Raw genomic sequence first — 23,739 nt, 5'->3', positions numbered from 1 at the left:
GCATCGTGGTGATCCACCGGCCCCGGCCCGGCGCCGGGCTGGTCCACCGGTCCCAGCCCGGCGTCCGACTGCTCGTCCACGCTCCCCGCCTCCGTACCCTCGTGCTAGGCGATGGCCGCTCGGCCGACCGCAGCGGCCGCGGCCCGTGCCGCGGGTGACTCCGCCAGATATTCCACGGCCCTGCGCAGCGAGCCCTCCTGCGAGGGATGGTACGACCGCCGCAGATAGCGGGGTATGGCCGCACCGAGCTCCCGCCACGGGGGCAGCAGCCCCTTCCTGACGGCCCTGTTGTGCTCGCCGAGCGAGTAGCGAAGGCGGCCCGCGAGCCGAGGGTCACGACGCATCAGATAGGCGGTGCCCCAGACCCACAGGTACAGCATCACGGGCGCCGTGACCGTCATGCCCGCGATGCGGCGGGCATAGCGGGGCAGGCCGTCGCCGCCGCAGTGCTGATACATGTCGAAGGCGACAGAGCGGTGCTCCACCTCCTCCGCGCCGTGCCAGCGCAGCAGGTCGAGCATGACCTCGTCGGCGCCCGCGTGATCCAGGCCGTCGGCGTGCAGCACCCAGTTCCCCAGGACCGCCGTGAACTGCTCGATCGCCGCGACGACCGCGAGGCGGAAACGCAGCCACTCCTGCGTCGGTATCGGAGCACCCAACGGCGGCTTCTCGCCGAGGAGTTTCTCGAAGAGGAAGTCGACGTACTTGGTGAACGCGGCGGTGTCGAGCCGCTGCGCGGCCAGGTGATCGAGCACGTGCGCGTGCTGCACGCTGTGCGTGGCCTCCTGGCCCATGAACCCCTTGACGTCCCTGAGCAGCACCTGGTCGGTGACCAGGGGCAGACCTTCCTTGAAGACCTTCACGAACCACCGCTCCCCCGCGGGGAGAAGCAGATGCAGCACGTTGATCACGTGGGTGGCGGTGGGCTCGTCCGGTATCCAGTGCAGGGGGGTCCGCTCCCAGTCGAACGAGACCCGGCGCGGAACGATCGTGTAGTGCTCTTCGAGGCCATGCTCCCCGGTGTCCGTGCCCGTGCTCTTCTCCGTACTCACAGCGGCGGCTCCAATCGGGCTATCGCGCGCAGGGCCTTGGGCGTGAAACGCGACATGAGGTGGGCGCCACGGGCCTCCGGGGTGACCGGGATCACCGCCTGGTTCTTCACGACCGCGCGCAGGATCGCGTCGGCGACCTTCTCCGGTGGGTAGTTCCGCAGGCCGTACAGGCGCGAGGACTTCTTCTGGCGGCGCTTCTCCTCCTCGGCGTCGACGCCGGCGAAGCGCGCGGTCGCCGTGATGTTCGTGTTCACAATGCCCGGGCATATCGCGGAGACCCCGATGCCCTGGCGCGCCAGCTCCGCGCGCAGGCATTCGCTGAGCATCAGGACCGCCGCCTTGGAGGTGCTGTAGGCGGGCAGGGCTTTGGAGGGCTGATACGCCGCCGCGGACGCGGTGTTGACGATGTGGCCGCCCTGGCCGCGCTCCGCCATCTGGTTGCCGAAGAGCCGGCAGCCGTGGATCACGCCCCACAGATTGACGTCGAGAACCTTCTTCCAGTCGTCGGCGCTCGTGTCGAGGAACGAGCCGGAGAGGCCGACCCCCGCGTTGTTCACCAAAACGTCGACGATGCCGTACTCCCTGGCGACCTTCTCGGCGAGCTTCTCCATCGCCTGCTCGTCGGAGACGTCGACCGTCTCGCCCCATGCCTCGGGGGCGCCGATCAGACGGGCCATCTCCGCCGTGCGCGCCGCGGTCTCCGCGTCCCGGTCGACGGCGACGACGCGTGCGCCCGCCTCGGCGAACGCGAAGGCGGTGGCCCGGCCGATACCGCTGCCCGCGCCCGTGACAAGCACCAGCTGACCCCCGAAGCGGTCGGCGTGCTTCCCCGTGGCCACACTGTCGTTGGCGGGCATGCCGTCCTCGTTCGTGGTGACGAAGTCCGTGATCCAAGACGCCAGTTGGTCGGGCCGGGTGCGGGGCACCCAATGCTTGGCCGGGATGCTCCGGCGCACCAACTGAGGAGCCCACTGCCCCAGTTCGTCGTAGAGCCGCTCGGACAGGAAGATGTCCCCGGACGGCGTGATGAGCTGCACAGGGGCGTGCGCATAGGCGTCGGCGCGGGGCCTGCGCATCCGCGCGCGGACGTTGTCGCGGTAGAGCCATGCTCCGTGTGCGGCGTCCGAGGGCAGCGACGACGTCGGATAGTCGCCCGACGGCACCTTCTCCATGCGCTCAAGGATCTTCGGCCACCGCTTGCCGAGCGGGCCGCGCCAGGCCAGCTCCGGGAGCACGGGCGTGTGCAGCATGTACACGTACCAGGACTTGGCGCCCTGGCCGAGGAGCTGGCCGACCTTGCGGGGTGTGGGCCGGGTCATCCGCTTCTTGATCCAGTGCCCGAAGTGGTCGAGCGAGGGCCCGGACATCGAGGTGAAGGACGCGATGCGGCCCTCGGTGCGCTTGACCGTGACGAACTCCCAGGCCTGCACCGAACCCCAGTCATGGCCGACCAGATGCACCGGCCTGTCCGGGCTGACCGCGTCCGCGACGGCCACGAAGTCATCGGTCAGCTTCTCCAGCGTGAAGCCGCCGCGCAGGGGCTGCGGTGCCATCGACCTGCCGTGACCACGCACGTCGTAGAGCACGACATGGAAGCGGTCGGCGAGGCGCTCGGCGACCTGGGACCAGACCTCCTTGGAGTCCGGATAACCGTGCACGAGCAGCACCGTGGGCTGCGTGGGGTCGCCGAGCTCGGCGACGCACAGCTCCACTCCGCCGGTACGCACCCAGCGCTCGCGGGCGCCCTTGATCCCCGTGGTGATTCCTCCCGTGGTCATGCGGCGGCCCTCTCCTCAGCCCAGCGCCGCACATGCGGCAGATCGTCGTCGAGCCAGAACGCGCTCTGCTCGGGGTCCTTGGAGTCGGTGACGACCAGGATCTCCTCGAACTTCGCGCCCGTACCCCGGAATCCGAGGTGCGGTTCGACCGCCCAGAGCCCCTTCCGGGGTGGGTGGTCGGAGAATTTGTACGGCGACCAGAGCGGCGACCAGCCGTCCCGGTGGCCATGGATCGCGTCGCCGGCGAGCCCCTTCAAGGACTGTGTGCCGAAGCCGAAGACGTTCGGCGAGAACCGGCGCTCCTTGACCCGGTCGACCTTGTGCGCGATGACGCCGAAGGGATACGCACGATGGCGGTTGGCATAGCCCTGGCGGACCATGAGCCGATCCACGTCCTCATAGATCTCGCGCAACGGGCGGCGCTCACGCACCTCGCGCAGGAGCAGCTCGCGGTGCGCCTCCAGGTCGGCGAGCAGCTTGTCGTGCACGGGATTGAGGCCGAGGCAGCCCGAGTAACCGATGTCCGCCGTATATCCCTTGTAGATCGGGGCCACGTCGAGGATGAAGGGCATCCCCGGCTCGAGACGGCGATTGGTGGGGAAGAACTGCAGCGGTATCCGGAAGTTCACGAACGCCGTGCGGTCCCCGAACCAGGCGAAGGGCAGATGGAACCAGTCCCGCACACCTCGCTCACGCAGCCACTCACGCTGCATCCGAGCCGCCTCGCGCTCGGTCACGCCCGGCCTGAGCTGCGCCGCGACCGCCTCCGCGCATTCATACGCGAGGGTCTGCACTTCCCTGAACCCCCGCAGATCCGCGGGGAGTTCACCTGCCACTGCTGAGGTCATGCCACCGTCCGTCCGTGTCCGTCATCGCAATACGCGTGTCCGGTCCATCGCAGTACGCGTCCGTAACTTGACACTGATGAATGTGACAATGCTCAGCGGCTACGTCAATAGCTGAGCACGAGCCGGGCCGGGCTCCGGGGGAACCTCCGGGTTGTCCCCCAGGGGCCGACCTCAGGACGACCCCTACGGGCCCGTAATACCCGAGAGTGATGCAAGGACAGCACCCTGGTCTGACGCCCGGTGTGGTCTGCGCCACTACCTTCGAATCGTGACTGTGATCGCGACCGAAAGCCTGAGCAAGCGGTTCCCGAGGGTGACCGCGCTTGACCGGCTCTCCATGGACATCGGGCCCGGTGTGACCGGACTCGTCGGAGCCAATGGAGCCGGCAAGTCCACTCTGATCAAGATCCTGCTGGGTCTGTCCCCCGCCACGGAGGGCACCGCCGCTGTGCTCGGCCTCGACGTCGCCACCAGTGGCGGCCAGATCCGTGAGCGCGTCGGCTATATGCCCGAGCACGACTGCCTGCCGCCCGACGTCTCGGCCACCGAGTTCGTCGTCCACATGGCGCGCATGTCGGGCCTGCCACCCACGGCAGCCCGTGAGCGCACCGCGGACACCCTGCGGCACGTCGGCCTGTACGAGGAGCGCTACCGCCCCATCGGGGGCTACTCGACGGGGATGAAGCAGCGCGTGAAGCTCGCGCAGGCCCTCGTCCACGACCCCGATCTGGTCTTCCTGGACGAACCGACCAACGGCCTCGACCCCGTGGGCCGCGACGAGATGCTCGGTCTGATCCGCCGCGTCCACACGGACTTCGGCATCTCCGTCCTGGTCACCTCGCACCTGCTCGGCGAGCTGGAACGCACCTGCGACCACGTCGTCGTCATCGACGGCGGCAAGCTCCTGCGGTCCAGCTCCACCACCGACTTCACGCAGACCACGACGACGCTGGCGGTCGAGGTGACGGACACCGACGAACACCCCGACGGCACCCAGGTGTTCCGCGAGGCGCTGCAGAGCCGTGGGGTCGTCACCCACGAGGGAAGCGGCCTGCCCGGCGCGGGGCACACTGTGCTGCTCGAAGCGGTCGGTGACGAGACGTACGACCTGGTCCGCGATCTGGTCGCGGACCTCGGCCTCGGGCTGGTCCGGATGGAACAGCGCAGGCACCACATCGCCGAGGTCTTCCAGTCCGAACAGTCCGAACAGACCAAGCAAACGGAACAACCCGAGCAGTCCGGCCGGGACGAAGCGCGGAAGGAGGCGGTCCGCCATGGCGGTTGAGCAGCCCCCGGCACACGCCGGCGAACAGACACAGATCCACAACATCGGCTATCGCAACTACGACGGCCCGCGCCTGGGCCGTGCCTATGCCCGCCGCTCGCTCTTCTCACAGAGCCTGCGCGGGGCGTACGGACTCGGCCGCTCGGCCAAGTCCAAGGTGCTCCCCATGATCCTCTTCGCGGTGATGTGCGTCCCCGCCGCGATCATGGTGGCGGTCGCCGTGACCACGAAGGCGAACGACCTCCCCGTCGAATACACCCGATACGCGATCCTGCTGCAGGCCGTCATCAGCCTCTACCTCGCCGCCCAGGCCCCCCAGACCGTCTCGCGCGACCTGCGCTTCAAGACCGTCCCCCTCTACTTCTCCCGCCCCATCGAGCACAGCGACTACGTACGCGCCAAGTTCGCGGCGATGGCCTCGGCCCTCTTCATCCTCACGGCCGCACCGCTGCTCGTCCTCTACGTAGGGGCGCTGCTCGCCAAGCTCGACTTCGCGGACCAGACCAAGGGCTTCGCCCAGGGCCTCGTCTCCGTGGCGCTGCTCTCGCTCCTCTTCTCCGGCATCGCCCTCGTCGTCTCGGCCGTCACACCCCGCCGCGGCTTCGGGATCGCCGCCGTCATCGCCGTCCTGACCATCAGCTACGGAGCGGTGTCCACGGTCCAGGCCATCGCCTACGAACAGGGCAGCACCGACGCCATCGCCTGGCTCGGCCTCTTCTCGCCGATTACGCTCATCGACGGCGTACAGTCCGCCTTCCTCGGCGCGACCTCCGCCTTCCCCGGAGGGGAAGGCCCCTCGTCCGGCACAGGCGTGGTCTACGTGATCGTCGTCCTCGCCCTCATCGCGGGCTGCTACGGCGCCCTGCTGCGCCGCTACCGAAAGGTCGGGCTGTGAGCACGATCAACATCGACCACACCTCCCGCTGGTTCGGCAACGTGGTGGCGGTCAACGACATCACGATGAACGTAGGACCCGGCGTCACCGGACTCCTCGGCCCGAACGGCGCGGGGAAGTCCACCCTCATCAACATGATGGGCGGCTTCCTCGCCCCCTCCACCGGCAGCGTCACCCTCGACGCCAAGCCGATCTGGCGCAACGAACAGATCTACAAGGACATCGGCATCGTCCCCGAGCGCGAGGCGATGTACGACTTCCTCACGGGACGCGAATTCGTCGTCGCCAACGCCGAGTTGCACGGCCTGGACGAGCGGGCGGCGCACAAGGCCCTCGCCACGGTCGAGATGGAGTACGCACAGGACCGCAAGATCTCGACGTACAGCAAGGGCATGCGCCAGCGCGTGAAGATGGCGTCCGCCCTCGTCCACGAACCGTCCGTGCTCCTGCTCGACGAGCCGTTCAACGGCATGGATCCCCGCCAGCGCATGCAGCTGATGGACCTGCTGCGGCGCATGGGGGACGAGGGCCGCACGGTCCTGTTCTCCTCGCACATCCTCGAAGAGGTCGAGCAACTGGCCTCGCACATCGAGGTGATCGTGGCCGGCCGGCACGCGGCAAGCGGCGACTTCCGCAAGATCCGCCGTCTGATGACCGACCGCCCGCACCGCTACCTCGTGCGTTCCAGCGACGACCGCGCCCTGGCCGCCGCCCTGATCGCTGACCCGTCGACGGCAGGAATCGAAGTCGACCTCAAGGAAGGCGCCCTGCGCATCCAAGCCATCGACTTCGGGCGCTTCACCGCCCTGTTGCCACGCATCGCCCGCGATCACGACATCCGACTGCTCACGGTCTCGCCATCGGACGAGTCCCTCGAGTCGGTCTTCTCCTATCTCGTCGCGGCCTGAAGGGAGCCATCGTGTACGACCCCACTGTCGCCCGGCTCACCTACCGGGCCCTGCTCGGCCGCCGCCGGGCCCTGATCCTCTTCGCCCTGCCCGTCCTGCTGATCGTCATCGCCGCGGCGGTCCGCGGATTCAGCGGCGCCGACGACCAGGTCGCCTCCGACCTCCTCGGCGGCTTCGCGCTCGCCACGATGGTGCCGATCATCGGCGTCATCGCCGGCACCGGAGCCATCGGCCCGGAGATCGACGACGGCTCCGTCGTCTATCTCCTCTCCAAGCCGGTCAAGCGGCCCACGATCATCATCACCAAGCTCACCGTGGCCATCGCCGTGACCATGGCCTTCTCCGCGGTCCCGACCTTCATCGCGGGCATGATCCTGAACGGCAACGGCCAGCAGATCGCCGTGGCGTACACGATCGCCGCCCTGGTCGCCTCCATCGCGTACGCCGCGATCTTCCTGCTGCTCGGCACCATCACCCGGCACGCGGTGGTCTTCGGGCTCGTCTACGCCCTCGTGTGGGAGGCCCTCTTCGGGTCGCTGGTCTCCGGGGCGCGCACGCTCAGCGTCCAGCAGTGGTCGCTCGCCGTCGCCCAGAAGACCGCGGGCGGAGACCTCGTCACCTCGGACGTCGGACTGCCGGTCGCCACGGTGCTCCTTGTCGCCGTCACGGTCCTCGCCACCTGGTATGCCGGACAGAAGCTGCGGTCGCTGACGCTGGCCGGGGAAGAGTGAGTAATTCAGTGGCGGGCCGAGCCGTGGCGCGGGCACAGTAGTTGTGTCACCGCGCCACGACCCTGGCGCCCGCTTACCGGGAGAGGAGCCGACGTGCCCATCAGTAGTCCGTCGAGTTCCCATCAGGGCAGCCCGCGGCAGGCTTCGGAGTAGTTACTCACTCCGTAGAGCCCCGCCCACGGGGGAGTTGCCCGGGGCGGCCGCTTCGAGCGCGCACTTCGCTGCGCGGGCCGCCCACCCGTTGCACTGGGCCGGGGCCGAATCTTTCGGTGCCCGGCCTCAGTGCGTCGGCCAGGCCCTGTCATGGGTGCCGGGCACGACGGTCAGCCGAGCAGCCTTTCCAACACCGCCGCGATGCCGTCGTCCTCGTTCGACGTCGTCACCTCGTCGGCCACCGTCTTGAGCTCGTCATGGGCGTTGGCCATCGCCACGCCATGAGCCGCCCAGCCGAACATCGGGATGTCGTTGGGCATGTCACCGAAGGCGATCGTGTCCGCGGCCTTCACGCCCAGGCGGCGGGCCGCGAGAGACAGCCCCGTCGCCTTGGAGAGGCCGAGGGGGAGAAGCTCCACGATGCCCTCACCGGCCATCGTCACGCCCACCAGGCCGCCGGCCACCTCACGCGCCACCGCGGCCAGCGCGTCGTCGCTCAGGCCCGGGTGCTGCACGTACACCTTGTTCAGCGGAGCCGCCCACAGCTCGGCGACATCGGTGAACGGGACGGCGGGCAGCGGACCGTCCTGCACCACGTACCCAGGGCCCACGATCACCTCGCCGTTCAGGCCGTCACGGCTCGCGGCAAGCGCCAGCGGGCCGATCTCCGCCTCTATCTTGGCGAGGGCGATGCCGGCCAGCTGCCGGTCGAGCGTGACCGAGGTGAGCAGCCGGTGCTCGCCCGCGTGGTAGACCTGCGCGCCCTGCCCGCACACCGCGAGGCCGTCATAGCCCAGGTCGTCGAGGATGTGTCGGGTCCAGGGCACGGCACGGCCGGTGACGATGATGTGCGCGGCGCCCGCCGCGGTGGCCGCGGTGAGCGCGTCGCGCGTACGCGCCGAGACCGTGTCGTCGGAGCGCAGCAGCGTTCCGTCGAGGTCGGTCGCGACGAGCTTGTACGGGAAGGACGGCGTGGCGGGAGCAGGGTGGCTCACTTGTTGATGGGCTCCAGGATCTCTCGTCCCCCCAGGTACGGACGCAGGACCTCGGGCACCCACACGGAACCGTCGGCCTGCTGGTGGTTCTCCAGGAGGGCGACGATCGTGCGCGGGACGGCGCAGAGCGTGCCGTTCAGCGTCGCGAGCGGCTGCGTCACCTTCTTGCCGTCGCTCTCGTCGCGCATCCGGATCGACAGACGGCGCGACTGGAAGGTGTCGCAGTTCGACGCGGAGGTCAGCTCGCGGTACTTGCCCTGCGTCGGGATCCACGCCTCGCAGTCGAACTTCCGCGACGCCGACGAGCCCAGGTCACCCGTCGCCACGTCGATCACCTGGAAGGGCAGGCCGAGGCCGGTCAGCCACTGCTTCTCCCACTCCAGGAGCCGCTTGTGCTCGTTCTCGGCGTCCGCCGGGTCGACGTACGAGAACATCTCGACCTTGTCGAACTGGTGCACGCGGAAGATGCCGCGGGTGTCCTTGCCGTACGTGCCTGCCTCGCGGCGGAAGCAGGGCGAGAAGCCCGCGTACCGCAGGGGCAGCTTGTCGGCGTCGATGATCTCGTCCATGTGGTAACCGGCGAGCGCGACCTCGGAGGTGCCGACCAGGTAGTAGTCGTCCTTCTCCAGGTGGTAGACGTTCTCGGCGGCCTGGCCGAGGAAGCCCGTGCCCTCCATGGCGCGCGGACGCACCAGGGCGGGCGTCAGCATCGGGATGAAGCCGGCCTCCGTGGCCTGCGCGATCGCTGCGTTCACCAGGGCCAGTTCGAGCAGCGCGCCGACACCCGTGAGGTAGTAGAAGCGCGATCCCGAGACCTTCGCGCCGCGCTCGACGTCGATGGCGCCCAGCGTCTCGCCGAGCTCCAGGTGGTCCTTGGGCTCGAAGCCCTCGGCCGCGAAGTCGCGCGGGGTGCCGATCGTGTCGAGGACGACGAAGTCCTCCTCGCCGCCGACCGGGACGTCCGGGTGCACGAGGTTGCCCAGCTGGCCGAGGAGGCGCTTGGTCTCCTCGTCGGCCTCGTCCTGAGCGGCGTTGGCCGCCTTGACGGCGGCGGAGAGCTCGCCGGCCTTCTTCAGGAGTTCGGCCTTCTCGTCACCCGAGGCCTTGGGGATGAGCTTGCCGAGCGCCTTCTGCTCGGAGCGGAGCTCGTCGAAGCGGAGCCCGGACGACCTGCGCCGCTCGTCGGCGGAGAGCAGGGCATCGACGAGCGCGACGTCCTCTCCACGGGCGCGCTGGGAGGCGCGAACACGGTCGGGGTCCTCACGGAGCAGGCGAAGGTCAATCACCCCACCAGGCTACCGTCGAGCGGTTCCGGCTCTCGACCCGATATTCCAGTCTGTAGCGTTATGACCGGTTTGCCGGAATGGGAATTCTGGGAAACGGACGGTCTGCCCGCTCTCGGTTTCCGGGTCAATGAAAAGGGCCTCATTCCCCGAAAAGGGGCAGAGGGGACGCACCCCCTTGACCCGATCCCCTTGCGGGGAGGGGGACTTGGAGGGGCACTTGTCCACAGGAATGTCCCCTGCCGAAAAGTTATCCACAGGCTGTGCGAAAGATCTGTGGATGCCGGAAGAGATCGTTCCGAAAGCCGCATGCGCGACGAAGGATTCCCGACCCAAACCACCCTCACACCCACTTTCGAGTGGAAATGGTTCGCTCCAAAGAGTTGATCAATGGAAAAGGGTGGACGAGGGGTGACGTGCGCGACTGTGGACGGACTTGTGGGTTGTAGACCGATTTGTCGACCATGTCATGCTTCGTTGTCGACTTGTCCCCAGGTCGAGAACAACCCCTGTGGATAACTTTGTGGACAACGTAAATCAGCAGGTAAGACCGCTCGCCCGACGAGGCGGTCGGGTCAGAACCGGCCGTCCTGGCACTGGGTCAGCCAGTCCGACGCCGCCAGGAACTCGCCATCGGTCGTCCCGGGCCGCGGCGGCCGGACGTCGGCGGGTGCCACGCCCGCCCGCGGGTACGACCCGAGAAAGCGCACCTGAGGACAGATCCGCTTCAGGCCCATCAGGGCCTCGCCCACGCGGCGGTCCGTGATGTGGCCCTCGGCGTCCACCGAGAAGCAGTAGTTGCCGATGCGCTGGCCGGTGGGCCGCGACTCGATGCGCATCAGGTTGACCCCGCGTACGGCGAATTCCTGGAGCAGTTCGAGCAGGGCGCCGGGGTGGTCGTCGCCGAGCCAGATGACCACCGATGTCTTGTCCGCGCCGGTCGGCGCCGCCGGGCGGGCGGGGCGGCCGACCAGGACGAAGCGCGTCTCGGCGGTCGCGGCGTCGTGGATCTCGCTGACCAGCGGCTCAAGGCCGTACGTCGCCGCCGCGAACTCTCCCGCGAAGGCCGCGTCGAAGCGTCCCTCCTGGACGAGGCGCGCGCCGTCCGCGTTCGAGGCCGCCGATTCCCACAGGGCGTCCGGCAGATTGGCGGCGAGCCAGTTGCGGACCTGGGGCTGGGCCACCGGGTGGCCGGTCACCGTCTTGATGTCCTTGAGCTGCGTGCCGGGGCGCACGAGCAGCGCGAAGGCGATCGGCAGGACGACCTCGCGGTAGATCATCAGCGGCGCGCCCTTGGCGAGCTCGTCGACGGTGGTGGTGACGCCGCCCTCGACGGAGTTCTCGATCGGCACCAGCGCGGCCGCCGCGTCGCCGTTACGGACCGCGTCCAGCGCGGCCGGCACGGACACCATCGGGATGAGCTCCCTGGTGGCCGCTTCCGGGAGCGTGCGGAGGGCGGCCTCGGTGAAGGTGCCCTCGGGGCCGAGATAGGTGTAGCGCATCGCCGACATACCGTCACCCTAATGGCCTGTCCGCGCCCCGGCCCACGCGTCTCACGAAGCGGCGCCCGCCCCACGTACCTACGTACGACACGCATGTACGAGACCGGCGCCCGCACCTATCCCTCCAGCAGCCGCTGCCCCACGTACTCGCCCTTCGCGGCGCCGCCCGGCACCGCGAAGAGACCGCTCGCCTCGTGCCGGATGAACTTCGACAGGGCGTCGCCCCGGTCGAGCTTGCGCTGCACCGGTACGAAGCCGCGCAGCGGGTCGGCCTGCCAGCACACGAAGAGCAGCCCGGCGTCCGGCTCCCCGTCCTTGTCGAAGCCGTCGTGGTACGAGAACGGGCGGCGCAGCATCGCGGAGCCGCCGTTCTGGTCGGGCCGGGTGATGCGGGCATGGGCGTTGAGGGCGATGACGTACTCGCCGTCCGCGCCCGCCTTCTCCAGCTTCGGCTCGGTGGTCTCCGTGCCGCCGGTCAGCGGTGAGCCGTCCGACTTGTGCCGCCCGATGACCGCCTCCTGGTCTTTGACGTCGAGCTTCTCCCAGTCGTCGAGGAGCATGCGGATGCGGCGTACGACGACGTACGAACCGCCGGCCATCCATGACGGGTCCCCGGTGGCGGGCACGTAGATCCGACGGTCGAAATCGTCATCCGACGGTTTCGGGTTGTTCGAGCCGTCGATCTGGCCCATCAGATTGCGGGTCGTCATGGGCTGCGCGGTCGCGCCGGGCGAGCGGTTGAAGCCGTTCATCTGCCAACGCACCCGTGCCGCGTCACCCGCCTCCTTCTGGAGCGCGCGCAGCGCGTGGAAGGCGACGAGCGGGTCGTTCGCACCGATCTGCACCCACAGGTCGCCGTCGCTGCGCGCCTTGTCGAGGTGGTCGGACGAGAAGTCCGGCAACGGGTCGAGAGCCGAAGGGCGCTGCTTCTCCAGGCCGGTGCGCCCGAAGAAGCCGTGGCCGAACCCGAACGTGACGGTCAGGGACGAGGGCCCCGCGTCCCGGGCGACATCCGTGTCCTCCCCCGCGGCGGCCTTGCCCGCCATCAGGCGCTCGGCCGTCGCCGACCAGCGGCGCAGCAGGGCGGCGGCTTCCTTGCGTCCGGCGCCCGCCATCAGGTCGAAGGCGATCAGATGGCCGCGGGACTGGACGGGCGTGGTGATGCCCGGCTGATGTTTCCCGTGAAACATGACCGTGTCCGCGCCAAGGGACGCCAGCGAGGCCGCCTTCTCGGGGGTGTCCGAGGGAGCCGCGGCGTACCCGGCCGCACCGCCCGCCGCGCCGAGCGCGAGACCGGTGGCGCCGGCGGTGCCGAGCAGCCGCCTCCTCGAAATCCCGTTGTCCGCCATGGTGGTTCCGTTCAGCCGATCTGCGCGTTCTTGTTCACGGTCACCTGGTCGATGTCCGAGGTCCGTACGGTCACCGCGATCTTCCACTTGCCTGCCATCGGAATCTGCACCCCGCTCGAGCTCCAGTGTCCGGTCGCGATGTGGTCGGGGACGACCGGCAGCGGGCCGACGTCCTTCGACTTGAGGGTGAAGGACACCTTCACCTCGGGGATGTCGAACGCGCTGCCGTTCGGGCGCTTCACAAAGATGTGCATCTCGTTGCTGCCGGTGCGGCCCGGGTCCAGGTCGAGCTGCAGCGTGCCCTTGCCGTCGTCGGAGCCCGTGTCGAAGGGGAACTTGAGGGTGAGCGGCCCTGACCGCTGTGCCGCGGCGGTCGTCTGCGAAGCCGCCGCTTCCTCCTCCGTGCGTCCGGGCTCGGTGGAGGTGAGGACCGTGGTGACGGCGAGCAGGACGACGGCGACGCCCGCCTCGGCCAGCACGGAGCGCCGCAGGCCGGACCGGTTCGGGTCGGCGTCGCGAATCCGCTTCTCGCGGGCGGTGGTCATGGCGGCCTGCTGGCGGGCGAGTTGGGCGGAGCGCTCGGTGTCCTCACCCGCGCCACCGGCAGGCACCGTCACCGGCTTCTTCTCCACGCGCTTGGCGGAGACGCGCTTCTCCGCGTGCTGGTCCGCCTGCTCGCCCGCACGCTTCTGCGCACGCTGCTCGACGACGGTCGCCGCCGCGGCCTCCGGCGCCATGTCGCCCGCCTGGCTCGTGATCCGCGCCGTCCAGCGCCGGGAGATCCAGGCGATGCCGACGAGCACGGCCACCAGGCCGACCTTGATGAGGAGCAGCTGTCCGTACCACGTACCGGTGAGCGCCGACCACGAGCCGACCTGTCGCCACGACTGGTACAGCCCGGTCGCGGCCAGGGCGACCACACTGCAGAACGCCACGCGCGAGAAGCGCCGCACCGCGCCGGCCTCCACCGCCGGCGCGAAGTACAGGGCGACGACGAGCGCGGCGAGCCCGCCGAGCCAGGCGGCGACGGCGAGCAGGTGCACGACGTCCACGGGCATCGCGAGACCGGCCTGGATACCGGTCGAGGCGTGCTCGGCCATGGCCCAGGTCGCGCCGAGCCCGACGGCGACGACACCTCCGCCGATTGCGAGCCCGAAGGTGAGGTCCTTGCGTTCCTTGGGGTCCGTTCGCTTCTCGTACGCCCCGAAGAGCACCGCGATGAAGAGCGCGGCGGCGGCGAGGAGCAGCAGCCGTGAGACCAGCGCGGCGCCCGTCTTCGTCTGGAGCACGTCACCGAGCTTGGCCATGTCGAAGGCGTCGGCGATCTTCCCGGACCCGGTGTAGGGCGCGCGGAACAGCAGCATCACGAGGGTGGACGCGGTGAGCGTGACCCAGCCGGACACCACGAGGCGCTGCACGGGGCGCACGCCGGCGCCCCCCGGCCAGCAGCCGAGCACGAAGGCGGCCCCGCCCACCACGAGGATGAACCCGGCGTACGAGAGGTAGCGCGCGAAGCCGTAGAGGCCGCCGACGAACCCGCCGCCCGCCTCCTGGTCCGGCAGCGCGACCTTCGTATCGGAGGGCGCGCCCACGGAGAAGGTGTAGGCCCCGGAGATGGGGTGGCTGTCGGCGGAGACGACTTGGTAGGCGACGGTGAAGGTACCGTCGGGCAGCCCCTTGTGGAGCTTCACGCCGTACGTGTTCGATCCGAGGTCACTGGTCTTGCCGGTGTCGACGCGCTTGCCGGCCGGGTCGAGCACCCGTACGGAGCCGTCGGACATGGCGACCTTCTCGGAGAAGGTCAGCGACACGCTGGCGGGAGCCTGGTCGACCACCGCCCCCTGCTTGGGGTCGCTGCCCGTCAGCGCGGCATGGGCGGAGGCGGGGGCCGCCGTGGCCAGCAGGGCGCCGAGGAAAACGGCGACGACGAGCAGGAGCCGTCCGACGCCGGGGGTTATCCCGAGGCGGCCGGAGGCCCCGGAGCGAGCTCCACTGCGGGGAGCGATGGTCTGCATCAGCGATCAGTCCCTCAGTGCGACGCGTGCTTGCCGGGCTTGGGGTTGTACGTGGCGGCCTTCACCGGAACCTCAATGTCGATCGGGTCCGACTTCTCGAAGTGCAGCGTCACCGCGACCTTGTCGCCCTCCTTCGGCTTGTGCTCGAGTTCCTCGAACATGAGGTGGTTGGCACCTCGCGCGAAGTCGAGCTCGCCGTTCGCGGGCACGTCGAACGACTTCTGCTCCTTCATCGCGTTGCCCTTGGTGCTGTGCAGCGTGACCTTCTTCGCGATCCCGCTGGTCACCGAGGTGAGCTTGTCGGCCCCGCCCTTGTTCGTGACGGTGAAGAACCCGGAGGCCATGGTGTCCATGGCGGGCTCGGGCATGAAGGCGCCGGCGACCTTGAGCTCGGGCTTGTCCGAAGCCGCGCCGTCGCCCTTGTCGCCGGACGAGTCAGAGCAGCCCGCCAGGGCGAGCCCGGCCGTCAGCGCCATGGCGCCACCGATGAGAGTGCGGCGGTTCACGGGGTCGCTCCCTTGATGATCTTGGGGAGGTCCTTGGTGTAGTCGTCCACCGTGGCGTCCTCGCCCCAGAGGACGTACCCGGCGTCGGTCTTCGGCGAGAACGCGATGACCTGCGTGCCGTGCATCGAGACGACCTTGCCCTTCTCCTTCTTGGAGGGCTCGATGCTGATGCCGAGGGTGCGTGCGCTGCCCTGGATCGTGTCGAAGTCACCGGTCAGACCGATGAAGTCGGTGTCCTGGGCCTTCAGCCACTTGCCGAGGGCTTCGGGGGTGTCGCGCTCGGGGTCGCTGGTGACGAAGACGACCTGGAGCTTGTCCTGTTCGGCCTTGGGCAGCTGCTTCTTGGCGACGGCGATGTTGCTCATCGTCAGGGGGCAGACGTCCGGGCAGTTGGTGTAGCCGAAGTAGATGAGCGTCGGCTTGCCCTTGGTCTGCTCGCGCAGGTCGTACTTCTTGCCGTGCGTGTCCGTGAGGACGAGGTCCGGCTTCTCGAACGGCTTGTCGAGGATGGTCGCGGCCTTGTCGCCGTTGGACTCGACGGAGACGTCCGCGACGGGCTTCTTGCCCTCGTCACCGCCGCCGCAGGCGGACAGGGTGAGGGCGGCCGCGGCCAGCATGGCGGCGGCGAGCAGCTTCTTCTTGCGCATACGAAAATGTCCCAGATGTCAGGGGGCCCGGGCGCACCGGGGGCGGGTGAAACGCCCACCGGTGCGCCCCGAAGGGTGGCTCAGCGTGCGGCCCGGAGGGTGGCTCAGCTGGTGACGCGCCGACGACCGGCGAGGACGCCGAACGCCACGCCGGCGGCGCCGACGACGATGCCGACGATGCCGAGGACGCGGGCGGTGGAGTCACTGCTGTCGGAGGCGGCGGACTCGCTCTTGTCGCCCGACTTCGCGTCATCCTTGGCGTCGTCGTGCGAGGCGGCGGCGCCGTGGCCCTCGGACGGGGCGGTCAGCGCCAGCGCGGGAGCCGGGTGCTCCGGCTCCTCCTGGCCCTTCTGCTGCGGCTCGATCCAGCGGACGACTTCCTTGTTGTCGTACGTCTGGACGGCCTTGAAGACGAGCTCGTCGGCGTCCTCGGGCAGCGCGCCGATGGAGAGCGGGAACTTCTGGAACGAGCCCGGCTGGACACCCTTGCCGTCGGCGGTCCAGGTGACCTTGGAGACGGCCTCGTCGATCTTCTCGCCGTGCATCTCCAGCGGCTTGTCGAGCTTCGTCTTGGTGACCTTCGCGGTCCAGCCGGGGACGGGCTGCGTCATGACCGAGGCGAGCGGGTGGTCCTCGGGGAAGGAGATCTCGAGCTTGTTGGTCGAGGCGTCGTCCATCTCGTTCGGGACCTTGAAGTTGACCGTGGCGTAGCCGCCCTTGGCGGCCTCGCCCTCGGCCGAGACGCTGACGTGCGCGAAGGCGGGGACGGAGAGCAGCAGGACCGCGGAGGCGGCCACGCCGCCGACGACGGAGACGCGGGAGGCCTTCACGGTGGACAGCGCGGACAGGACGGACGCAGGCAGAACAGACATGGCGGAACACTCCACTTTCAGCGGTGGTGATCAGCAGCGCCGAACGGGTCGGCAGTGCTGATCAGGGGAGAGGGCGCGCGGCGACGAACCGGGCGGGCACGCGCGCGTGGACGCCGCCGGCCGTGAGGCACCTCTCCGTAGTGCTGCGGTAGGAGTGCGTCGCGTCAGGCAGCGAGTGCGAGTGCGGCGCTCGCCGGCGGGCCGCGCCTGATCACCGAGTGCTGGAGCGCGGTCGTGTGCGGCTTCGGTGGTCCGAAGAACGCAGTACGGGGTGCGCGCAGATCCGCGCCGGGCGCCCCGGGCAGCCCGGCGCGAAGGGCGCGTACGAGAGCGAGTGCGCCGCGCAGCGAACGGACGAGCGCCCCCTCGGCGACTCCATACGCCCCGTGCGCCGAGAGCCGCACGAGTCGGAGCAGCGCGATGTCACCGCGGCGCAGCAGCCATCCGGCGGCGACGGCGGCGAGAACGTGCCCCAGGAGCATCGGGAGCGACGGCAGCAGCGACATCGAGTCCATCGCCGTGTCCGATGCCGCGGCCGGGGCGCTGTGGTGCACGGCGTGGCTCGTGGCCCCGCCGCCCGGCTCCACGCCCGCCGTGGTCAGGATCCGGTGGGCCTGGGCGGGGCTGAGGTTGGCGGTGCCGGCCCCGCACACCAGGCGCGCTGCCCGCTCCACCAGGGAGGGCTCGGCGGATGTCACCGCCGTGCCGGCCATGCCGCCGTGCTGGCCGACTCCGAAGAGCGCGTGCAGGCCCACCTGCCCGGCAGCGAGCGCGGCGGCGATGCCCGGCAGCGAGCGCTCACGCCCGGCGAGCGGCGCCGCGACGGCGAAAACGGCGAGGAACCCGACGCCCAGCGTCCACAGCGGGACGGCGGCGCAGGAAGCGAGCACATGGCCCCCGGCGGACAGCACGACGCAGAGCACGGCGAACACCGCGGCTCTCAGCAGCCGGAGGTCGACTCCGGTGCGCGCTTCGCGCTGGTGGGGGGCAGTCATGGCCGGAACATCATTGCACTGGGCTTACCCGCCGCATACGGCAGGTCCGCAAGCTCCCATGGATGCCCTTGAGCGCCGTTCGAGGCCCTTCGGCACCGAATGGGTGCCTTTCGGCAGGCTTGAAAGTGGCTTGTGAGCGGCATGTCTACACCCTCCCGAGCCGTCCGCGCGTCCGCCGTATGGGCGGCATCACGTCAACTGCGCGCTTATACACGGGCGCTTGCGGCAATACGTATCGGTATGTCGAGCCGCGGCCAGGAGGCTGGAGCATGAGCATGTGGTGGTCACTCCATTTGCGGCGCGAAGCTGCGAGCGTCCCGCTGGCACGCCGATTGCTGATGGGCACGATGGAGACCGCGGGGGTGGATCCCGACGTCTCGTACGACCTGTCGGTGGCCCTCAGCGAGGCCTGTGCCAACGCGGTGGAGCACGGTGGCGCGGCGGTGCCCCCCGAGGGCGCGGCCGGTGCCTATCGGGTGACGGCGTACCTGGACGGCGAGAAGTGCCGCATCGAAGTGGCCGACTCCGGCCCGGGTTTCGTCCCTGTCGCGACGCCCGCATCCGACTCCGCCGAGCACGGGCGCGGGCTGTATCTCATCCATGAGCTCGCCGATCATGTGCACTTCGGGCAGCGGCCCGGGGGCAGGGGCGGCGCGGTGATCAGCTTCGACAAGATCCTCAAGTGGCGCGAGGACGCGCCGCTCGTGTCCGCCTGAGAGCCCTTGTGGCCGCCGGGAGCCCCTGAGCCCAAGGCCGGGAGCCCCCTGGGCTCACCCGGGCGGCAGCGCCCTGCACAGGGCCTCCAGCGCCCCTCCATAGGCATGCTCCGGGGGCGTGGAGTAACCGACGACCAGGCCGTCGGGCGCGGGCATGGTGGCCTCCGGGTGGCGGAAATCGGCCAGGCCCTCCACCGCCAGGCCCTGCCAGGCGGCGGCCTTGGCGGTGGACTGTTCGGTGCCGGGCGGCAGCCGCAGGACGGCGTGCAGGCCCGCGGCCACACCGGTCGGGCTGATGTGCGGGGCGTGCGTGGCGAGGGCCGCGACGAGCTGGTCGCGGCGTCGGCGGTAGCGCTGACGCATCCGGCGGACGTGCCGGTCGTAGTGGCCCGACTCGATCAGCTCGGCCAGCGTGAGCTGGTCGATGACGCTCGCCCATGCCTCCCGTTCGCCCTTCGCCGCGAGGACCCCGTCGATGAGGTGTTCGGGCAGAACAAGCCACCCCAGGCGCACCCCCGGAGAGAGGCTCTTGCTGACCGAGCCCATGTAGATGACGCGTTCGGGATCCAAGCCCTGCACGGCACCCACCGGCTCCCGGTCGTAGCGGAACTCGCCGTCGTAGTCGTCCTCCAGGACGAGGCCGCCGCGGGTGCGCGCCCAGTCGACCACCGCCGCACGTCGGGTCGGGTGCAGGGGGCCGCCGGTCGGGAACTGGTGTGCGGGCGTGAGCAGTACACCGCGGGTTCGCTGACTGTCGGTCAACTCCTCGATCCGGGCGCCCTTTTCGTCGAGGCCGAGCGGGACCGTCCGTACGCCCGCGGTCGCGAGGATCGACCGATGGAAACCGAGCCCGTACGACTCCACGGACAGGGGCCCTCGCAGCATCCCGCCTCCCCCGCTGCCGTACAGCAGCCGCAGGGCGTGCGCGAACCCGGAGCACACCACGATCCGCTCCGGATCGGCGCGCACCCGCGCGCACGCCCCAGGCACCCGGCGAGCGCCCTGCGCAGCTCGACGCGCCCTCGCGGGTCCCCGGGCCCGAAGGCCTCGTTCGGCGCGGAGTTGAGGGCACGTTTGGCCGCGGCGAGCCAGGCGGTGCGCGGGAAGGACGCCGCGTCCGGCTGTCCCTGACGCAGGTCGTACGCGGGCGGGGCGGGCGTCGTGGGCCGGGCGGGTGCCCGCTTGGGGACACGGGTGCGGGCGGGAGGCGCCGCCCGGTCGGCCACTCGGGTGCCGGAGCCCTGCCGCGCGGTCAGCCAGCCCTCGGCGACCAGCTCGGCGTAGGCGTCGGCGACGGTGTTACGGGCGATGCCCAGGTCGGCGGCGAGGGAGCGGTAGGGCGGAAGCCGCGTCCCCGGAGCGAGCCGCCCCTCGCGCACGGCGTCACGCAGCGCACGGATGAGGACGGCGCGGCGGCCACCCGCCCCGGAGAGCTCCAGGTGCAGGTCACTCCCGATGCGCTCGGCCAGATTGACCCACGATTCCACCATGGAAATGCACCCTATCCGAGGTCTATCGCACCCGTAGATTCATGGTCATGACGAACAACGAGAACGCCACACAGACCGCCACACAGACCGCCGCTCACACCGCCACACAGACCCCCACGCAGACCCTCGACCCCACCCCCCGCCTCAACTTCGCCAAGGCCGCCCCCAAGGCCTTCAAGGCCGTCATCGGACTCGACGCCGCCGCCCGCGACGGACTCGACCCGGCCCTGGTCGAGCTGGTCCAGATCCGTGCCTCGCTGCTCAACGGCTGCGCGTACTGCCTCCACATGCACACCTCCGACGCGCGCAAGGCCGGCGAGGACGAGGCGCGGCTGCACATGGTCGGCGTATGGCGCGAGGCCAGGAACTTCTTCACCGAGAAGGAGCAGGCGGCCCTCGACCTGACCGAGGCCGTCACGCTCGTCCACCAGGGTGGTGTCCCCGACGACGTCTACGCCCGCGCGGCGGCGCACTTCGAGGAGACGGAACTGGCCCACGTCCTGGCCCTGATTTTCACCATCAACACCTGGAACCGCATCGCCCTGAGCACCGCCAAGGTGGCGGGCGAGGATGAGCGCTAGATCCTGCCGGAGAACGCGAAACCGGGCCCCTTCTTACAGAAGAGGCCCGGTCTAAGAGGACGGAGAAGGCTGTCAGCCCTTGAGCTCGGCCATCCACGCCTCGACGTCGTCCGCCCGCCGCGGCAGCGCGGCCGACAGGTTCTTGTTGCCGTCGGCCGTCACGAGGATGTCGTCCTCGATCCGCACACCGATGCCGCGGTACTCCTCGGGCACCGTCAGGTCGTCCGCCTGGAAGTACAGGCCGGGCTCGACGGTCAGGCACATGCCGGGCTCCAGGACACCGTCGGCGTACGTCTCACGGCGCGCGGCGGCGCAGTCGTGGACGTCCATGCCAAGCATGTGACCGGTGCCGTGCAGGGTCCAGCGACGCTGGAGACCCAGCTCCAGGACACGCTCGACCGGGCCCTCGACCAGGCCCCACTCGACGAGCTTCTCGGCGAGGACACGCTGTGCGGCGTCGTGGAAGTCGCGGAACTTGGCGCCCGGCTTGACCGCCGCGATGCCGGCCTCCTGGGCCTCGTACACGGCGTCGTAGATCTTGCGCTGCAGCGCGTCGAAACGGCCGTTGATCGGCAGCGTGCGCGTCACGTCGGCGGTGTAGTACGTGTGCGTCTCCACACCGGCGTCGAGCAGCAGCAGCTCCCCGGCGCGCACGGCGCCGTCGTTGCGCACCCAGTGCAGCGTCGTGGCGTGCGGGCCCGCGGCGCAGATCGAGCCGTAGCCGATGTCGTTGCCGTCGACGCGGGCGCGCAGGAAGAACGTGCCTTCGATGTAGCGCTCGCTGGTCGCCTCGGCCTTGTCGAGGACGCGCACGACGTCCTCGAAGCCACGGGCCGTCGAGTCGCACGCCTTCTGCAGCTCGCCGACCTCGAACTCGTCCTTGACCAGACGGGCCTCGGAGAGGAAGACGCGCAGCTCCTCGTCGCGCTCGGCGGTGACCTTGTCGGTCAGCGCGGCCTCGATGCCCGCGTCGTAGCCACGGACGACCCGGACGGAGCCGGTTGCCTCGCGCAGCTGTTCGGGCAGCTCGCGCACGTCGGACGCCGGGATGCCGTACAGCGTCCCGGCCTCGGTGAGGGAGTGCCTGCGGCCGACCCACAGCTCGCCCTGGCCGTCCAGCCAGAACTCGCCGTTCTCACGGTTGGAACGCGGCAGCAGGTAGATGGTGGCCTCGTGGCCGCTCGTGCCGTCCGCGAAGTCCGTCGGCTCCAGGACGAGGACGCCGTCCTCGGTCTGGTTGCCGGTCAGGTACGCGTACTCGACGGAGGCGCGGAAGGCGTACTCCGTGTCGTTCGAGCGGGTCTTGAGATTGCCCGCGGGGATCACCAGGCGCTCGCCCGGGAAGCGCGCGGAGAGCGCGGCACGGCGGGCGGCGGTGTGCTCGGCCTGGGCGATCGGCTGCAGGTCGTGCAGCTCCGTGTCGGCCCAGCCGGACTTCATGTTCTCGGCGAGCTCGTCGGAGACTCCCGGGTACAGGCCGTTCTTGCGCTGCTTGATCGGCTCTTCCTCGGACTCGATCTCCAGGTCTTCCGGGGTCTCCGGGTTCTCCGGATTGAGCTCCTCCGACACGATCTGCCTCCTATGTACGACACTGGGCCCCCTCCATCGTACGGGCGTACGGAAGGGGGCCCAGAGCCGGAAGGCCCATTACATGCCGTATTGCGGGGGTCACTCGAAACGGGCCGCAAGGAGTACCACGTCCTCGTCGCTGGCGACCGAGTCGAGCCCGTCCGGCAGCACCGCCCGCAGGACGTGATCGACCAGCGCGTCCGGGTCCTCGCGCACCGGCTTCGGCACGCTCGCCGCCGCCGAGTGCAGCCGCGCGAAGGCGCGGTCCATGGCGTCCCCGGTGCGGTGCAGCAGCCCGTCCGTATAGAGAAGCACCGTTTCTCCCGGCTGCGTCTGGAACTCCACGCTCGGCGCCTCCCAGCAGGCGAGCATGCCCAGCGGCGCCGAGAGCGAGGTCTCCACGAACTCCGTGCGCCGCTCCCCGATCACCAGGGGCGGGCTGTGACCCGCTCCCGCAAGGACGATCTTGCGCAGCGCCGGTTCGCAGTACGCGAAGAGGGCGGTGGCCGACCGCGCGGGCTCGGTGAGCCGCAGCAACAGCTCCAGATCGGACAGTACGGCGACGGGGTCCTCGCCCTCCATCACGGCGTACGCCCGCAAGGAGGCCCGCAGGCGCCCCATCGCGGCGACGGCGCTCGGCCCGGACCCGGTGACGGACCCGACCGCGAGGCCGAGCGCGGCGTCCGGCAGCGGCAGCGCGTCGAACCAGTCACCGCCTCCGAGCGCCGAGGTGCGGTGCCGCGCGGCGAGCCGCACCCCGGCGACCCGCGGCAGGCGTGAGGGCAGCAGCTCTTCGCGCAGGGTGACCTCCGTCGTACGGGCGCGGTCCAGTTCGGTCAGACGCGCCAGATGCTCGGCGGCCTGACGCGCGTAGAGGCCGACGAGGTGGCGCTGTCGCTCGCCGGGCTCCGCGGGCTCGTCGTACAGCCAGACGGCGGCGCCGATCCGGCCCGCCTCGGTGGACAGGGGAAGGGCGTAGCTCGCGGCGTAGCCGAGCCGGGCGGCCACCTCGCGGTGCCGGGGGTCGAGGGTGCTGTCGGCGAGCAGATCGGCGTTGACGATGCCGGTCTCCGCGCCCGGGGGTGCGGGCGGTGCGTCGAGGAGCCGCCCGAAGGCGGTGGCGGCGCGGGGGACCGTCTCGATGTGGCCGAGGTCGGCGCGGGTCAGGCCGAGGCCGACGGTGGTGTCGGGGCCGAGCCCGTCGGAGGGCTCCAGGACGAGCAGGCCGCGGCGCGCCCCGACGAGGGCGGCTCCGGCGCGCAGCAGTTCGTGCAGTGCTTCGTCGAGGGCGGCCGTGCGGGCGAGGCGCTCGGTGAGCTCCTGCAGGGTGGTCAGATCGGAGATCCAGCCCGCGAGCCGGTCCTGGATCATGAGGGCCGGTGCGCCCTGGGCCTGTGGGACGGGCGCGACAGTGTGGTCTTGTGGCGGAACAGTTGAATCGATTCCGGCCACTTTCGGGAGGTGCGGAGCGTTCATGGCTGACGGCTTTCCGGCCGGTGCGTATTGCTCAATAGCATCGCAAACCCCCATGTCATTCTGCGCCGCTAGCAATGTTCTCCACATCTACAC

General features: G+C 70.0%; 20 protein-coding genes and 1 pseudogene. 6 read left to right on the top strand and 15 right to left on the bottom strand.

Annotated elements, in window-relative coordinates:
- Positions 1-104: 104 nt before the first annotated feature.
- From ABXJ52_RS18250 to ABXJ52_RS18240, 3 genes are read right to left on the bottom strand one after another with little or no spacing between them, the layout of a single operon-like run.
- Positions 105-1,052, bottom strand: coding sequence for a metal-dependent hydrolase (locus tag ABXJ52_RS18250; protein ID WP_367043657.1), 948 nt, complete (start codon positions 1,050-1,052; stop codon positions 105-107).
- On the bottom strand, positions 1,049-2,830 hold the full coding sequence (locus ABXJ52_RS18245) for an SDR family oxidoreductase (RefSeq protein WP_367043656.1): 1,782 nt from the start codon (positions 2,828-2,830) through the stop codon (positions 1,049-1,051). Before ABXJ52_RS18245 ends, ABXJ52_RS18250 begins: the two co-directional genes overlap by 4 nt.
- On the bottom strand, positions 2,827-3,678 hold the full coding sequence (locus tag ABXJ52_RS18240) for a M24 family metallopeptidase (RefSeq protein WP_367043655.1): 852 nt from the start codon (positions 3,676-3,678) through the stop codon (positions 2,827-2,829). Before ABXJ52_RS18240 ends, ABXJ52_RS18245 begins: the two co-directional genes overlap by 4 nt.
- Before the next feature lie 274 nt (positions 3,679-3,952).
- Between ABXJ52_RS18240 and ABXJ52_RS18235 the strand changes: the two genes are divergently transcribed.
- Genes ABXJ52_RS18235 through ABXJ52_RS18220 form a run of 4 tightly spaced genes read left to right on the top strand, consistent with a single transcriptional unit; the run spans position 3,953 to position 7,497 of the window.
- Complete coding sequence (locus ABXJ52_RS18235) at positions 3,953-4,963, top strand: ABC transporter ATP-binding protein (RefSeq protein WP_367049115.1); 1,011 nt, start codon at positions 3,953-3,955, stop codon at positions 4,961-4,963.
- Positions 4,953-5,858, top strand: coding sequence for an ABC transporter permease (locus ABXJ52_RS18230; RefSeq protein ID WP_367043654.1), 906 nt, complete (start codon positions 4,953-4,955; stop codon positions 5,856-5,858). The genes ABXJ52_RS18235 and ABXJ52_RS18230 overlap by 11 nt, the downstream gene beginning before the upstream one ends.
- Complete coding sequence (locus ABXJ52_RS18225) at positions 5,855-6,766, top strand: ABC transporter ATP-binding protein (RefSeq protein WP_249588953.1); 912 nt, start codon at positions 5,855-5,857, stop codon at positions 6,764-6,766. The genes ABXJ52_RS18230 and ABXJ52_RS18225 overlap by 4 nt, the downstream gene beginning before the upstream one ends.
- Before the next feature lie 11 nt (positions 6,767-6,777).
- Positions 6,778-7,497 carry an ABC transporter permease subunit gene (locus tag ABXJ52_RS18220; protein ID WP_367043653.1) on the top strand — a complete coding sequence of 240 codons (720 nt, stop codon included), beginning with the start codon at positions 6,778-6,780 and terminating at the stop codon, positions 7,495-7,497.
- A 323-nt stretch (positions 7,498-7,820) separates the two neighbouring features.
- On the opposite strand, the gene ABXJ52_RS18215 is transcribed toward ABXJ52_RS18220, so the two are convergent.
- From ABXJ52_RS18215 to ABXJ52_RS18175, 9 genes are all read right to left on the bottom strand, one after another.
- Complete coding sequence (locus ABXJ52_RS18215; RefSeq protein WP_367043652.1) at positions 7,821-8,645, bottom strand: HAD family hydrolase; 825 nt, start codon at positions 8,643-8,645, stop codon at positions 7,821-7,823.
- Positions 8,642-9,931: a serine--tRNA ligase gene (gene serS, locus ABXJ52_RS18210; RefSeq protein WP_367043651.1), complete on the bottom strand. Its 1,290-nt coding sequence runs from the start codon at positions 9,929-9,931 to the stop codon at positions 8,642-8,644. Before serS ends, ABXJ52_RS18215 begins: the two co-directional genes overlap by 4 nt.
- 572 nt (positions 9,932-10,503) lie before the next feature.
- Positions 10,504-11,439, bottom strand: coding sequence for a prephenate dehydratase (pheA, locus tag ABXJ52_RS18205; protein WP_367043650.1), 936 nt, complete (start codon positions 11,437-11,439; stop codon positions 10,504-10,506).
- A 107-nt stretch (positions 11,440-11,546) separates the two neighbouring features.
- A complete protein-coding gene (efeB, locus tag ABXJ52_RS18200; protein WP_367043649.1) occupies positions 11,547-12,779 on the bottom strand; it encodes an iron uptake transporter deferrochelatase/peroxidase subunit in 1,233 nt (410 codons plus the stop codon).
- Between the two features lie 11 nt (positions 12,780-12,790).
- A complete protein-coding gene (locus tag ABXJ52_RS18195; RefSeq protein WP_367043648.1) occupies positions 12,791-14,794 on the bottom strand; it encodes a copper resistance protein CopC in 2,004 nt (667 codons plus the stop codon).
- Between the two features lie 14 nt (positions 14,795-14,808).
- Positions 14,809-15,300: a copper chaperone PCu(A)C gene (locus ABXJ52_RS18190; RefSeq protein ID WP_367043647.1), complete on the bottom strand. Its 492-nt coding sequence runs from the start codon at positions 15,298-15,300 to the stop codon at positions 14,809-14,811.
- Positions 15,297-15,947 carry an SCO family protein gene (locus ABXJ52_RS18185; protein WP_367043646.1) on the bottom strand — a complete coding sequence of 217 codons (651 nt, stop codon included), beginning with the start codon at positions 15,945-15,947 and terminating at the stop codon, positions 15,297-15,299. Before ABXJ52_RS18185 ends, ABXJ52_RS18190 begins: the two co-directional genes overlap by 4 nt.
- A gap of 104 nt (positions 15,948-16,051) precedes the next feature.
- Positions 16,052-16,777, bottom strand: coding sequence for a YcnI family protein (locus ABXJ52_RS18180; RefSeq protein WP_367049114.1), 726 nt, complete (start codon positions 16,775-16,777; stop codon positions 16,052-16,054).
- Positions 16,778-16,983: 206 nt separating this feature from the next.
- A complete protein-coding gene (locus ABXJ52_RS18175) occupies positions 16,984-17,814 on the bottom strand; it encodes a hypothetical protein (protein ID WP_367043645.1) in 831 nt (276 codons plus the stop codon).
- Positions 17,815-18,083: 269 nt separating this feature from the next.
- Between ABXJ52_RS18175 and ABXJ52_RS18170 the strand changes: the two genes are divergently transcribed.
- Positions 18,084-18,530: an ATP-binding protein gene (locus ABXJ52_RS18170; RefSeq protein WP_367043644.1), complete on the top strand. Its 447-nt coding sequence runs from the start codon at positions 18,084-18,086 to the stop codon at positions 18,528-18,530.
- Positions 18,531-18,584: 54 nt separating this feature from the next.
- Here ABXJ52_RS18170 and ABXJ52_RS18165 read toward each other — a convergent pair.
- Positions 18,585-20,020 (bottom strand): annotated as a pseudogene (locus tag ABXJ52_RS18165) (PLP-dependent aminotransferase family protein).
- A 41-nt stretch (positions 20,021-20,061) separates the two neighbouring features.
- On the opposite strand from ABXJ52_RS18165, the gene ABXJ52_RS18160 reads away from it, so the two are divergent.
- Positions 20,062-20,601: a carboxymuconolactone decarboxylase family protein gene (locus ABXJ52_RS18160; RefSeq protein ID WP_367043643.1), complete on the top strand. Its 540-nt coding sequence runs from the start codon at positions 20,062-20,064 to the stop codon at positions 20,599-20,601.
- Between the two features lie 72 nt (positions 20,602-20,673).
- Here the strand turns inward: ABXJ52_RS18160 and ABXJ52_RS18155 are convergent, their stop codons facing one another.
- Together ABXJ52_RS18155 and ABXJ52_RS18150 are read right to left on the bottom strand one after the other, a co-directional pair.
- Positions 20,674-22,170 carry an aminopeptidase P family protein gene (locus ABXJ52_RS18155; protein WP_367043642.1) on the bottom strand — a complete coding sequence of 499 codons (1,497 nt, stop codon included), beginning with the start codon at positions 22,168-22,170 and terminating at the stop codon, positions 20,674-20,676.
- Positions 22,171-22,269: 99 nt separating this feature from the next.
- Complete coding sequence (locus ABXJ52_RS18150) at positions 22,270-23,700, bottom strand: PP2C family protein-serine/threonine phosphatase (RefSeq protein ID WP_367043641.1); 1,431 nt, start codon at positions 23,698-23,700, stop codon at positions 22,270-22,272.
- Positions 23,701-23,739: the final 39 nt, after the last annotated feature.

This window comes from Streptomyces sp. Je 1-332 (genome assembly GCF_040730185.1).
Lineage (GTDB): Bacteria > Actinomycetota > Actinomycetes > Streptomycetales > Streptomycetaceae > Streptomyces.
This window is presented reverse-complemented; position numbering and strand designations above follow the sequence as displayed.

Bases quoted from the DNA above. Each gene is read 5' to 3' on its own strand.
- ABXJ52_RS18175 (WP_367043645.1), bottom strand. From the start codon at position 17,814: ATGACTGCCCCCCACCAGCGCGAAGCGCGCACCGGAGTCGACCTCCGG.
- pheA (WP_367043650.1), bottom strand. From the start codon at position 11,439: ATGTCGGCGATGCGCTACACCTATCTCGGCCCCGAGGGCACCTTCACC.
- ABXJ52_RS18160 (WP_367043643.1), top strand. From the start codon at position 20,062: ATGGTCATGACGAACAACGAGAACGCCACACAGACCGCCACACAGACC.
- ABXJ52_RS18170 (WP_367043644.1), top strand. From the start codon at position 18,084: ATGAGCATGTGGTGGTCACTCCATTTGCGGCGCGAAGCTGCGAGCGTC.
- ABXJ52_RS18195 (WP_367043648.1), bottom strand. From the start codon at position 14,794: ATGCAGACCATCGCTCCCCGCAGTGGAGCTCGCTCCGGGGCCTCCGGC.
- ABXJ52_RS18230 (WP_367043654.1), top strand. From the start codon at position 4,953: ATGGCGGTTGAGCAGCCCCCGGCACACGCCGGCGAACAGACACAGATC.
- ABXJ52_RS18150 (WP_367043641.1), bottom strand. From the start codon at position 23,700: ATGGGGGTTTGCGATGCTATTGAGCAATACGCACCGGCCGGAAAGCCG.
- efeB (WP_367043649.1), bottom strand. From the start codon at position 12,779: ATGGCGGACAACGGGATTTCGAGGAGGCGGCTGCTCGGCACCGCCGGC.
- ABXJ52_RS18185 (WP_367043646.1), bottom strand. From the start codon at position 15,947: ATGCGCAAGAAGAAGCTGCTCGCCGCCGCCATGCTGGCCGCGGCCGCC.
- ABXJ52_RS18240 (WP_367043655.1), bottom strand. From the start codon at position 3,678: ATGACCTCAGCAGTGGCAGGTGAACTCCCCGCGGATCTGCGGGGGTTC.
- ABXJ52_RS18245 (WP_367043656.1), bottom strand. From the start codon at position 2,830: ATGACCACGGGAGGAATCACCACGGGGATCAAGGGCGCCCGCGAGCGC.